Here is a 12,803-nt window from a genome sequence, read left to right on the forward strand (position 1 = left end):
AATCTGCTAGTCTATAAGTAGGCATCAGAATTTTAAGGAGAAAATGATGTATAAGAGGGTATTGTTTGCTACTGACTTTGACGAAGTTGGTATTATAGCAGCGCATAAGGCAAAAAAAATTGCCGATGAGAATGGCGCTGATTTGATATTAGTTCATGTCGTAGAGCCCATTCCTGCATATGCTTATCCTGGTTTTGCAGGATTTGCTGAAGTTGAATTATCTATTCGTGAGCAAGCCGAAAAAGAACTCAATGAACTAGGTGAAAAGTTGGGAGTGGATGCAAAACACCGATTTATTGAATTTGGTTCCACCAAAAATGAAATATTAAGAGTCGCACAGGAGCGACATATCGATTTGATTGTTACAGGAAGTCATGGAAAGCACGGTCTTTCATTATTATTAGGCTCAACAGCAAACTCTATTTTGCATGGAGCTCAATGTGATGTTTTGATTGTCCGCTCTATTCATCCAGAAAAATCATAAGAATGCATCTCGGGGCAACGAAGCGAAATTAAGAGAATATAAGAAACATTTAAAACCTGATTTATGCTTTTGTTTGCTCCTGCGTCTGCATTGATTTCTAAAAGTTTATTTTCAATCGTCTTATTATTTCTCAACTGGGCAGAAAACAAGTATACTACTACGTTTCGAGTTACACGATTGAATTATTATGAAATTGTTGCGCGGGATTCAACATTTTTCTGCTTTTGATAAAGGTGTGGTAGCTACTATTGGTAATTTTGATGGTGTGCATTTAGGTCATCAAAATCTTATTAGAACTTTAAGAGCTAAAGCAAATGACTTAAAGTTGCCTTTAGTCCTTATTCTATTTGAGCCACAGCCCAGAGAATATTTCCAACAGGAGAAAGCACCTGCAAGACTCTCCAGTTTAAGAGAAAAATTAGATGCATTACGCTCATGTCAAATTGATTATATATACTGTTTAAAATTTGATAGTGGACTAGCGCATACATCAGCAACTGATTTTGCACGTACTTATTTGTTTTCTACGCTCAATGTGAAATATCTACTCATAGGTGAGGATTTTCGTTTTGGCAAAAATAGAGAAGGCGATGTGAGCTTGTTGAAGGAACTCAGTTCTGAATATGCCTGCGATGTGAATATTTATTCAAATTTTTGTATTAACGAAAATCGAATCAGCTCAACTCGAATTAGAACAGCCTTACAGCATGGTGAGCTGAGCACAGCTACCAAATATCTGGGTAGACCTTATAGTATTTGTGGGCGTGTATTACATGGAGATGGACGAGGACGTCAGTGGGGAATTCCTACAGCGAATCTGGCTCTTCATCGATCCTCGTTACCTTTACAAGGAGTATTTGCAGTTCAGGTTCGAATTGCCTCCAAAATGGTTTATGGTGTGGCTAACGTTGGACGCCGTCCTACGGTAGACGGCAGCAAGAATATTTTGGAAGTTCATTTATTCGATTTTGAACAGTCAATATATGGTGAATTATTGCAGGTGTTTTTCTTGCACAAATTGCGTGATGAGGTTAAATTCACTTCGGTGGATGCTTTAATTGCACAGATTTATGATGATATTGCGGTGGCGAAAGAATTCCTCAAGAATTGTAATGAAATTACCTCTATATCTAAGCTAGGTGTAGATTTGAGTGCAGGTTGAATGAAAAACATTTTGGAAGGGCATGGATGCGTGCTTTTCCAAAATGTTTTTCATACTGAGATGCACCAAAAACGAGCTATATCCTGATACGGGGTGAGAAGTCACCAAAAGTTTAACGATTTTGCAGAGCGAACTCTTATGGCAGAATATAAAGATACATTAAATCTTCCTAATACTTCATTTCCGATGAAGGCAAGCCTGGCTACCCGAGAACCTGAGGTTTTGGCAGATTGGCAGGCAAAAAAAGTATATGAAAAAATTCGTAAAGCCCGATCCGGAAGTAAGCGTTTCATTCTGCATGATGGCCCTCCTTATGCGAATGGACACTTGCACTGCGGACACGCGTTAAATAAGATTCTTAAAGATATTATCATTAAATCAAAATCACTTAGTGGATATGACGCACCATTTGTTCCTGGATGGGATTGTCACGGGTTACCCATTGAACTTAATGTAGAAAAAAAAATAGGCCGAGTCGGTGATAAGGTATCCGCTCGAGAGTTTCGTGCTAAATGCCGTGAGTATGCTGCGAGCCAAATTGATATTCAGCGTGATGAGTTTCAAAGGCTTGGAGTTTTTGGTGATTGGTATAATCCCTATATCACTATGGATTTTCGTTATGAAGCCAATATCGTTCGTGCATTGGGTCTAATGATTAAAAATGGTCATTTGCAGCAAGGTTTTAAGCCAGTTCATTGGTGTATTGATTGTGGTTCTGCTTTAGCTGAAGCAGAGGTCGACTATGACGATAAAACTTCTCCATCGATTGATGTCGCTTTTTTTGCAGTAAATCCTGAAGAATTTATTCATTCATTTCAAGTAAATGCAGAAATAAAGCCACTAGGTCTTCCTATTTGGACAACTACTCCATGGACTTTGCCTGCTAATGAAGCGGTATGTTTGCACCCCGAGATTGATTACTCCTTGGTTGATACTGGTGATGCATATTGGATACTTGCTACTGATTTGGTTGAGTCTGCCATGGCTCGTTATGGGATGAGTCAATATACAATTTGTGGATCTGCAAAAGGAAAGGTATTTGAACATTTGAAATTGAAACATCCTTTTTATAATCGCTTTGTACCTGTGGTATTAGGTGAGCACGTAACTACCGAATCCGGAACTGGAAGTGTACATACTGCACCGGCTCATGGGCCAGATGATTATCTGGTTGGTAAAGCGTATAATTTGCCTTTGATTAATCCAGTTAAAGGAAATGGTTGTTTTGCGGATGATGTTGAACTCTTTGCAGGCCTTTCTGTATTAAAGGCTAATGAGACCATCTTGGGTGTTTTAGCTGAAAAAGGGGTCCTTTTAGCCAAAGAAAATATTAGACATAGCTACCCTCATTGCTGGCGGCATAAATCACCGATGATTTTTTTGGCTACACCTCAATGGTTCATCTCGATGGATAAAAGCCAGCTAAGAGAACATATTGTCAAAGAAATTGATAAAGTAACTTGGGTTCCTGATTGGGGCAAGGCTCGTATTAGCAATATGGTTGAAAATAGGCCTGATTGGTGTATATCAAGGCAAAGAGCCTGGGGTACTCCCATGCCTTTATTTGTACATAGCACGACGCGTGAATTGCATCCTAATACACTTGAGCTGATTGAAAAGGTCGCTTTACTTATCGAGAAGTCAGGGATTGATGCCTGGTTCGAAATGGATGTAAAAGAGTTACTTGGGGATGATGCTGAATTTTATGAAAAAATTACTGATACCATGGATGTGTGGTTTGACTCAGGCGTAACCCATTTCTGTGTTTTACAACAAAATAATGCATTGGCTTTTCCTGCAGATATTTATTTTGAGGGCTCAGACCAGCATCGCGGTTGGTTTAACTCCTCGTTAACTACTTCTGTGGCGATGTATGGTGTTGCTCCTTATAAAACCGTATTGACTCATGGCTATACGGTTGATGCTGAAGGTAAGAAACTTTCTAAATCGAAAGGAAATTATGTTGCTTTGGATCAATTGGTTAAGCAACACGGTGCTGATATTTTACGTTTATGGGTAGCCTCTACTGATTACCGGCATGAAGTGAGCATTTCAGATGAAATTATTAAGAGAAATGCAGATGCTTATCGCAGAATTCGTAATACGGCTCGCTTTTTGTTAGCTAATTTATTTGATTTTGATCCAGCAAGTGATTGTGTCCAAGATAAGGATCTTTTGGAGTTGGATAAATGGGCATTAAAGCGAAGTCAGCTCTTGCAAAAGGAAATTATAGAAGCTTATGAAAGCTATCAATTTCATATTATTTACCAGAAGATTCATAATTTCTGTGCAGTAGATATGGGAAGTTTTTATCTTGATTTGATTAAGGACAGACAATATACCACCGCAAAAGAAAGCAAAGCCCGTCGTTCTTGTCAAACTGCGATGTACCATATCATTAAGGCATTCTCTCTTTGGTTAGCCCCTATATTATCCTTTACGGCTGAGGAGATAGGGCGCTATATACCTGGAAATACCCAGGAGTCAGTCTTTACTGAGCTTTGGTATGAGGCTTGGCCAAAGATTGATGATGTAAACATGGCGGATTGGGATGAATTGCATTTAATTCGTGATGAAGTAAATAAAGCTTTGGAGGAAACACGTCAAAAAGGAGAAATCGGTTCTGCTTTGGCTGCAGAGGTAACTTTATATGCAGACAACAAAGTGTTACCTAAACTGACTCGTTTGGGCGAGGAATTGCGCTTTTTATTAATTACATCAGCTGCGGCAGTTCATCCCATGAGTTCAGCCCCTGTCGGCTTGTCTGCTACGGCATATGGTGTTTCGATTGCTGTTTCAGCAAGTACTCATGAAAAGTGTGCTCGTTGTTGGCATAGACGACCCGATGTAGGGCAAAATACTCAACATCCTGAGCTCTGTTTACGTTGTGTTGGCAATATCAGTGCTCAAGAGGAAATGAGGCAATTTATATGAAAAAATGGCCATGGTTTATATTAAGTCTTGTAGTAATTATTTGTGATCAAGCAAGCAAATACTTGGTGAGTGCTTTTTTAACTCCCTATAAACCATTACCTGTTTTTCCAATGTTTAATCTTACCCTGGCTTATAATTCTGGTGCTGCTTTTAGCTTTTTAAGCGGTGCCGGAGATTGGCACAGATGGTTTTTTGCCGTATTTAGCTTAATAGTGAGTAGTATACTTGCTATCTGGCTATATCGTACTGCGAGTCATGCTAAGTTACTTTTGGCAGGAATAAGCCTTATTTTAGGTGGGGCTATAGGTAATCTGTTCGATAGAGCGTATCATGGTTATGTAATTGATTTTATAGATGTCTATTATAAACACCATCATTTTGCTACTTTTAACATAGCAGACAGTGCGATTTGTATCGGAGCTGGATTTTTCATTTTGGACTTATTGGTTAATAAAAGCAATTAATCAGACTCTGAGCGAGCTTATTATTGGTATCTCTTCTATAGGTTCCTCACTTAAAACTTCTTGTGCTTCTTCTTTTAGTTTCTGAAATTGACTTGCAATTTCTTTATTATGATGCGGTTCATTAGTGATGCCTAATGCCGCTTTCATTTTATTTAAACAATCCTCTGTTGATTTCTCATTTAGAGCATCCTTTAACTCGTTAAACATTATATTATAAGAAGATGAAAAAAAGGATAGTAATAAATGGCCTAGCGTATTTTCTTTGGCATGAATAAATTGCGTTACCAATTCAATTATATTCATCTTTTGATGATTAAATGCTTTAACCATCTGATTGAGACTTAGTTGGAGTCCCAATACATTAGATTGGGCTCTAGCCACTGAGTGTTCCAAAGTAGTGATTATTTTTGCTGTTTGCAAGTCAACGGGAAAAGGTTGTGATGTCTGGTTTATTGTATTGCTTGCTTCATTTAGGAATAATCTAAAAGTATCTTCTACACGACTACAATCCACGTGTTTCTTCAATACTTCTATTTTTTCATGAATGCTTTTGAGAGATTGAACTATTTTCTTATGTTGTTCCAAACGCTTGTTCAATTCCTCAATCTCACTATTTATCTTTGTCAATGCATTCGTTGTTTTATGCTCCAGAACATCGACGAGTTCTTCTCCTAGTAAATCCATATTAATATTTTTTAATCCTCCTATGCTTTCCAAGTCTTCTTTTATACTGTTTAAAAGTTGAGATGGATTTTCTTTATCCGGAATCATTTTTTGCATTTCAATTCGAGTGTGAATTACTAGTAGAGGTTTTATAGCTGTATCACTTTTGCGACGTAACACGTCTATACAAATCGTATTACTTGGTATGCCACCCATAAATTGAGGCAGTCCCCAACCCCCTGTCCATAATGTTGAGGTAGCCTGTTCTCGATAGGAGCCATGTTGGTATTTAAAATATTCGCGCCATCCAGTTCTCTCATTTTCAGGTATATCAAGGTCGCTCAGAAGTTGATTGAATCGCTCTTGAGTATCATACTGTTTCCAAAATTGTTCCATTTGGTTATTTTCGCTTTCTGAGGATTGCTTCTTTAATAATTGCTGTAATTGAGCAATTCGTTTAAATTGTTCTTGAGGAAAGGTACGTATATTTTGCTGAATTTGCTCTTGTTGCTTTTTTAAGTGATCTAATTGTTCTTTGAACTGTCGATATAAAATATCTTCTCTAGGAGCCAGTCCTTTTAATGGCTCGATTAGTTGAACCGAAGCTCTATTTTTAATTTCCAAATTACATTTTAATTCATTAAATTTATCAATCAACTGGGCTTTTATGGTTCCCATTTCATCTTTAAATCTTTTAGGAGTTAAGTATGAGCTTGAAAATTTTTCCTCAAGTGAAGATATAGAAGTGTAAAGACCCAATAAGGTATCATGATTGGATTGTTCTCCTTGCATGATATCGTATTTTTGAAGCCAACTTTTCATTCCAATTAGTATGTTATTAGTTGCTTCTTCATTAAGTGTTAATCCAAACCCTATAGAACCAAATTCATTTACCCACCCATTGCTTAATCCGGATAATAGCATATCAATAGATGCGTTTTCTTGATGATCTTTAGGTAAATCTTGTTTTCGTTCGATTGCTAATGCCGCTAAAGCAAAAATTAAAGTCCAACTACGCTTTTTATTACTTTCATTGTCAATTTTGGCAGACATACTACCGGTTTTTTCTTTCATTTCTTTGGTAATATGATCCAATTGTTGTGCAAGAGGCAAGCTCTTACATTGATTAATAAAATCAACAAGTGCTTTTTTTATGCCTTGTTTGTATTTATCAAAAGAAGGATCATTTTTAGTTTTTCCATTATAACTAGAAAGAGTCGCTATTGTTTCATCTAATATAGCGTCAGACAGCATGGTAGAAAGCCTATAAACACGGTGATTAGCCTATTATAGGCAGGGTAACATTAAGGAAATATTATATACAGGTATACTTCTCAAGATTAGATTTTGAATTCATTAACAAAACATAAAATCATGCCAAAATACTTGTTGTAAGCAGGTCTAGCTGTTTTGTATCAGGATTATGTATACTCACTGCGGCTACGGAGGGTAAATTAAGAAAATGTTCTGCTTCTTCCCATTCAATTTCAGCTGGAAATAGTTTTAAGTGGGGAAGGCATTTGTTCAATAGAGTACAAAAGGCCAAGTCAGCGGGAAAAGGGCGCACGTGTACAAACCCAAGGCTCATCACAGCCATTGCTTCTGAAATCGTAGCGACTCCTGGCAAGTAATTGAATGAATAGACACTCGCTGTTTGTGCAATTGCTGGTAAGTAACCAGGACTGGTAGCAAAATGTACACCTGCTTGATAGCAGTTTTCAAGTTGCTGGGTATCAATAACACCACCGGCACCAATTTTAAGAGAAGGGCATCGATCGATTGTTTGAGCTAATAATTTTTGATCTGTTGAATTAATTTCAACTAAATCGAAACCGGCTGCTTTAATTTGCTCTAACCGTTCAAACAAAAAATTGTCTACATCCAGTGATATAATCACAGATTGCTTTCCCAGTAACTTATCTAAGATCATATTGAGTCCTACGGTGATGTATTTTTTTTAGTAAACTTTGCTTAAGTCACAAGTTTTAATGTTAGAAGAGTTAGTTTGTATTGGCAAGTATATTTGTGATTCTCATTAGAAGAAATTAGGGTTATTAAGTAGTTTTGCAACAAAAAGATAGCTTATATAAAAAGTACCCCAATTATCCAGGTCGATAATATCGAGGTACATTTTTTCTATGATGAACTGTGTGGAGAAAGGGGTTGTGTTTGCTCGCGCTGTGCCACAGGACTTTCTTCTGAAGTAACATTAGGTTTATAGGCATCTTCAAATTCAGCCATATGCTTTAAGAAACTATTCATTGCAACCTCAGGAATAGGAGCCTTTTCTAACATACTCATCAGTTTTCGTTTTAGAGCTTCAGGGTTAAACTTATCCAGTTCATTTTTTTGCTCTTCTGGCAAGTTTTTCTTAGCTTCTTCAGTAAGAAATTTATCTAAATCTTTTTGGGCTCTTGGATCCTGTATCGTTTTAACTTTAGAAAACATAAAGCCCCAAGTCGGTTTTGGTTCATTACTTATAGTTTGTACAAAGGCGGCGGCATTAAAAATCTGTGGTGATGGCGCTGAAGATATCTTAGGTGATTGAGTAGCGGTTGGAATTGATGTGAGACCTAGGCCAATCTTTTGAGTCGTGATTGTTGAGCCTGGCGACTGCATAGGTAAATCAAGGGCTGATTTAAACGCCGCTTGTTGTGCATTTGCGCGGGCAGATTGGAGCAAGGTAATTTGGTTTTCAACCATTAATTGTTCTGCTTTATTAACCGCAATTTTTGAACGAGTTTCTTCTTGTCGAGTTGTATTTAGTTCGACTTCTTGCTTTTTTACGTGTTGAACTACATTTTTTACACTCATGATCTCCGGTTTGGTTTTTTCAAAGCGGGCTTGGGCATTTGCTAATTTTGACGAATCACTTTTGACGTCTTCCCAATTTTCTCCTTTATCAAGAAGAAAATACTCACCGTTGTGTTTTACAAGTCCTTGGGCTTGATCTTTCGGAAGAGCAAATAATGCTTTGTCATAGGTAACACCTTCAGAGTTTAAGTCAGCATCAAAAAATACTTTCTCATTTCCAACTTTTGATTTTATGTCCTTTAGGCTTGCCAATTGCAGGTTTAAAGCATTTTGTTGATTCAATATCTTACGCGCTTCCTTTTCATTGCCTTTGTCTAATTCGTTAAATACACTCTGAGTCATTCTATCTATTTGTCTTTCAAGTGAGCTAATTTCCAGCTCTAACATTTCCGGATTATTTTCAAAGGTTGGAGCAGATCTATCATATGCATTCAAAACGTTATTATAAGTGTTATGCCTTTCATCTATGGCCACACTTTCCTCTTCAAGCATACTTAGCTCTAGGGTAAGTGCTTTCTCTTCTTCTTTAAGATTTGCTTGCTGTTTTTGAAAACTTCTAATGGAGCTGTCATAACGGTCTAAAGTATCTTTAAGCGCTTCATTCTCCTTTGGGGTCGTTTTATTCTGCGGAGTTTGTTGATTGGATTTTAGAATTTTCTCCTGTTGCATCTCAATTAACTCATTTTGAGCTTTTTTAGCTTCGGCTTCTTCCGCGAGCAGCAAATGAAATAGTAAACCTCTTCTTCGTTCCTGCATTGTGATTTGTTCTTGTATTTGCAGCTGCCGTTCTTCTTCAGTGGCTCGCTCAAGAGCTAACTCAGTACCAATTTCATGGGTCACGGTTTCCCCAGCAGGTGACAATAAGAAGATCTTTATGTCTTCAGGATTATGTAAGCCAAATTGGCTAAGATCGATTGTAGAGGGATTAGGATCTGCTACGTCCTCAGGTGAAGAAAAACTAAGCGCCCCAGTGTCTATTTGTGATTGTATGGCAACATCAAGCCTTTCATTTATACGGGCGAATTCATCTGAGGCAAGATATTCTGTTAGGTTTTCTTTTGAAATCGACATAGATCTATATCCTCTTACACCATATTATAATTATATACAAAATTGTTCAATAAATCACCAGCCTCATGTGGCTTGCAATAAGCACGTTAAATACTATAGCTGATTGTTTCCTTTTGCAAAGGGACTTTTGAGTTACTTTTCGAATTTTTTACCGCTAATATGGGAGCATGATGAGAAATCGGCTCATGATTTTTTTCTTTTAAATGCGGTTCACTGCTTTTGTCCAGGAGAGTTTGTAAAAGACAGTGGCTTTCTGAGTGCGGGATTAATTCGTAACGTCTAGGGTCGCTAGAGTAATATTCTGTATCATCCAAAGTAGAATGTAATTTTAGATCTTCTTCTGAAAATGCCCAATAATATAAATGGCCGCGTTGACTTTCTATAAATGATAATGAGGTTTGTTTTAATGCACTGGCTTGATTATCGATCCAATTACAAATTAAAGTGATTCCTTTTGCACTTTTTGTAAATAGAAATCCAAACGAATGATCCCAGAACTCGCCAATAGTGCAGATAATACTTCCTAAAGCATAGGCAAAAATACGTGTTATAGGATCTAAAATGGTAAGTGTTATGCGCACAGAAAAAGAAATAAAATCAAAAATGGGCAAAATAAAGAGATTTTTTATTGATTGTAATAGTGGAATGCATAAACCACGAACCGTGTTAATACAGAGATTGAGCAATGGATTATCTGAAAAGTGTCCGAATGGCCAGCTAAAACCATAAAGTGGTGATAATCTAAAATTGGCGATTAAGTTATCTGATGGGGATCTTGTTGAAAAGAAAAGTAATAATTCTCCAATCGCACTGATATTTCCAGGAATAGCAAGCATTTTAGTCAGTAAATTTGTAATGCCACGGAATGGTACATGAATAAAAAGGGCGCTGACTTCGATAAGTGGAATAGTGAGTAGCGCTAAAACAAAATCAGCAGATGCTGCAAGAATTTGCTTGCTGAAGCTCTTGAAAAGGATTCCACTTTTTTTCCAACCGCTAAGAAACCCTTCATGAAATCCATAATGATATCCTTCAAAAAATGGCGCGATACACAATTTTCCTAAAGTGACAAAAATTTTACACACCCATTTGCAGGTACCAAGAAACCAATCCTCACCAGGATGCATAATGGTATCATAAATCGCCGCGCCACCTTTTCCACCTAAAGCGGCATAATTGGTGTAAGGAAAATCCCCCATTTCATGGCCTAATGATGGAATCATTTTGGTTAATCCATAACCGAGGCTAAGGGCTAATGAAGCGATAATCGCAATTTCTGCTGGATCCTCTTTGAGTACATTGAATGCTTCAACAAAAAATTTATCCAGGTTTCCACCGGCTACGATGCTTTGCCAGTAGGTCATCGATGCAGAAATCGCTTCAGAGATTGTTCCATGACTCATCCAGTGAGCCAGTTTTTGTGTTGGTTCAATCCCTGCAATTAAGCCGTGTAAGTGTAATTTGGTTAAAATTGATTTAAGAAACTCTGGAGCAAGTACTGCTCCACCGCCGTAAGCATATGCAGCCATTGCCAAAGTACCGATCAATGGATTTTGCTCGCTTACATCGATGAAAAAACTGGCGATGTGGCGTATTATTTCTAAGATTCGATGAAATGGATTATCATAAGCATGGTGGCTTGGTGGATGATTAGGACGAGCAATGATGTAAGGGCTGTTGTTAATCTGCTCTTTAATGAATTCCTCCAAAGTTTGGCCATTAGCTAAAAGACCCTTATTTTCCAAAGCTAATCTCAGTGAATTCCTTACTTTGCTGTTTTTGCTTCGTTGTTCGTTAAGCTCATCTGATTTTGGAATGTGCTTGTCATGAATATGGTTGGAAAAATCATCACGCAGATCATGAATAATAAAGTGGCGCATACTTTTGTAGAACTTATAAAAAAACCTGGGTATACGTGATATAAACGCATTCAGTCTGAGGCTAACACGCTCTGGTAAGTAGAGATGACGTTTACTGATTTGTCCTAAAGTATATAAATCCTGACCTTCTGGCAAAGGGTAGAAGAGCCTATCATGAACAAAATAGCGTAATTTCATTATTTTGTTTTCCTGCCTGATTAGGATAAGTTCCTCATCAGCAATAATTATACAACTGCCATGCGGCAGTTTACTGATCATTTTATTCGCTTTTTTTGTGGTATGAACAAGTATTGGTTTGCTGGTGCTTTTGATGAGTTTGCTGATTAGGGTTTGTAAATCGGAGTAACCTTTTTGTGGAAATCCTTGTAACTTATAGTAAGGTGTGATTTTCGTTATAGTGAGGCCGTCTAATCGTTGTAGTATTTCTGTTTTGTGTTCTGGTTTCGTATCTATTGCCAGATAATTGATCCAATCATGGCCATCTTGCCATAATTTACTAAAAAAAGCGGCAAGTTGTGCAAATCGATTTGCAGGGATATTGCTCAAGTTTGCTGCAGGAACTAATTTATAATAGCCACAAATCGCGTTTAATGCATCATCTAAATCTTTGCTGTTATGTCCTATATGAAGCTCGCTATCCCACACAAGGCATGGTTGTTTTACTTCATGATTTTTTACTACATGGCTAAAATCCATTTGATCTTGCCGTGACACAGAATAGACACGATTAAAAGAATAATGTTGTGCTGTTTTATGGGCTTCATAAAGAATGTTTCCCAAGGTGCCTTCGGATATCAGGGGAGAAGTTGCTAACAAACGATTTTGATCGGAACAATGACCGATAATTTTAATCACTTGTTTTCTTAATGCTTCATGGCCTTCATGATCCTGACTGGCTAATCGACGCTCTTTTTTTAACAATATTTTTAAAGAATCAATGCATTCATGAGCAAGCTGTAGTTTTTGTTCTTGTGCCGAAGTGAGTGGCTGGCTGTAACTTGCTGAACGTATACGGTAGCGATGAATTTTACTAATAACATTTGCTACTAATGAAGAGGATCGATCTCCTGGAAGAAGTTTAATTACCTCTGCATTGTAGGTAAATAACATGAGTTGCACTGTTTTTTTATCATGATTGGCGATTAAGCGTAGTCTATCTCCTCCAGGAAGGAGGTATTCCATATTATAATGACCGTATACTACTGCTCCTGCTTCACTGCTAAATGGACTTCCTGTTATTGTAGGCAGTGCTTGATGGCTAGAGGGCGTAATGGTTAAGGGGACGATAAGTTGAGTGTGGCCTTTTGATGTTACAAAATAAGACATTGGAA

The 12,803-nt window shown here is 37.5% G+C and carries 8 protein-coding genes; 4 read left to right on the forward strand and 4 right to left on the reverse strand.

The window, feature by feature from the left end:
- Positions 1-46 precede the first annotated feature (46 nt).
- From BW930_RS09065 to lspA, 4 genes are all read left to right on the forward strand, one after another.
- Positions 47-484 (forward strand): universal stress protein, encoded by a 438-nt coding sequence (locus tag BW930_RS09065; protein WP_058468297.1) that lies wholly within the window; start codon positions 47-49, stop codon positions 482-484.
- Between the two features lie 187 nt (positions 485-671).
- Positions 672-1,646: a bifunctional riboflavin kinase/FAD synthetase gene (gene ribF / locus BW930_RS09070; protein WP_058468296.1), complete on the forward strand. Its 975-nt coding sequence runs from the start codon at positions 672-674 to the stop codon at positions 1,644-1,646.
- A 138-nt stretch (positions 1,647-1,784) separates the two neighbouring features.
- Positions 1,785-4,580, forward strand: a complete 2,796-nt coding sequence (ileS, locus tag BW930_RS09075; RefSeq protein WP_058468295.1) for an isoleucine--tRNA ligase — start codon at positions 1,785-1,787, stop codon at positions 4,578-4,580.
- Complete coding sequence (lspA, locus tag BW930_RS09080; protein ID WP_058468294.1) at positions 4,577-5,044, forward strand: signal peptidase II; 468 nt, start codon at positions 4,577-4,579, stop codon at positions 5,042-5,044. The genes ileS and lspA overlap by 4 nt, the downstream gene beginning before the upstream one ends.
- Here the strand turns inward: lspA and BW930_RS09085 are convergent, their stop codons facing one another.
- The 4 genes from BW930_RS09085 to BW930_RS09100 all read right to left on the reverse strand — a co-directional run bounded on the left by BW930_RS09085 (position 5,045) and on the right by BW930_RS09100 (position 12,798).
- Positions 5,045-6,961: a hypothetical protein gene (locus BW930_RS09085; RefSeq protein WP_058468293.1), complete on the reverse strand. Its 1,917-nt coding sequence runs from the start codon at positions 6,959-6,961 to the stop codon at positions 5,045-5,047. It abuts the gene before it with no gap.
- A 118-nt stretch (positions 6,962-7,079) separates the two neighbouring features.
- A complete protein-coding gene (locus tag BW930_RS09090; protein ID WP_058468292.1) occupies positions 7,080-7,637 on the reverse strand; it encodes a beta/alpha barrel domain-containing protein in 558 nt (185 codons plus the stop codon).
- 206 nt (positions 7,638-7,843) lie between these two features.
- The gene (locus tag BW930_RS09095) at positions 7,844-9,592 is read right to left on the reverse strand and encodes a hypothetical protein (protein WP_058468291.1); all 1,749 of its coding nucleotides are present in this window, start codon (positions 9,590-9,592) and stop codon (positions 7,844-7,846) included.
- Positions 9,593-9,678: 86 nt separating this feature from the next.
- A complete protein-coding gene (locus BW930_RS09100) occupies positions 9,679-12,798 on the reverse strand; it encodes a hypothetical protein (RefSeq protein WP_058468290.1) in 3,120 nt (1,039 codons plus the stop codon).
- Positions 12,799-12,803 lie beyond the last annotated feature (5 nt).

This window comes from Fluoribacter gormanii (assembly GCF_900156395.1).
GTDB classification, from domain to species: domain Bacteria; phylum Pseudomonadota; class Gammaproteobacteria; order Legionellales; family Legionellaceae; genus Legionella; species Legionella gormanii.

Bases quoted from the DNA above. Each gene is read 5' to 3' on its own strand.
- BW930_RS09095 (WP_058468291.1), bottom strand. From the start codon at position 9,592: ATGTCGATTTCAAAAGAAAACCTAACAGAATATCTTGCCTCAGATGAA.
- ileS (WP_058468295.1), top strand. From the start codon at position 1,785: ATGGCAGAATATAAAGATACATTAAATCTTCCTAATACTTCATTTCCG.
- BW930_RS09100 (WP_058468290.1), bottom strand. From the start codon at position 12,798: ATGTCTTATTTTGTAACATCAAAAGGCCACACTCAACTTATCGTCCCC.
- lspA (WP_058468294.1), top strand. From the start codon at position 4,577: ATGAAAAAATGGCCATGGTTTATATTAAGTCTTGTAGTAATTATTTGT.
- BW930_RS09085 (WP_058468293.1), bottom strand. From the start codon at position 6,961: ATGCTGTCTGACGCTATATTAGATGAAACAATAGCGACTCTTTCTAGT.
- ribF (WP_058468296.1), top strand. From the start codon at position 672: ATGAAATTGTTGCGCGGGATTCAACATTTTTCTGCTTTTGATAAAGGT.
- BW930_RS09090 (WP_058468292.1), bottom strand. From the start codon at position 7,637: ATGATCTTAGATAAGTTACTGGGAAAGCAATCTGTGATTATATCACTG.
- BW930_RS09065 (WP_058468297.1), top strand. From the start codon at position 47: ATGTATAAGAGGGTATTGTTTGCTACTGACTTTGACGAAGTTGGTATT.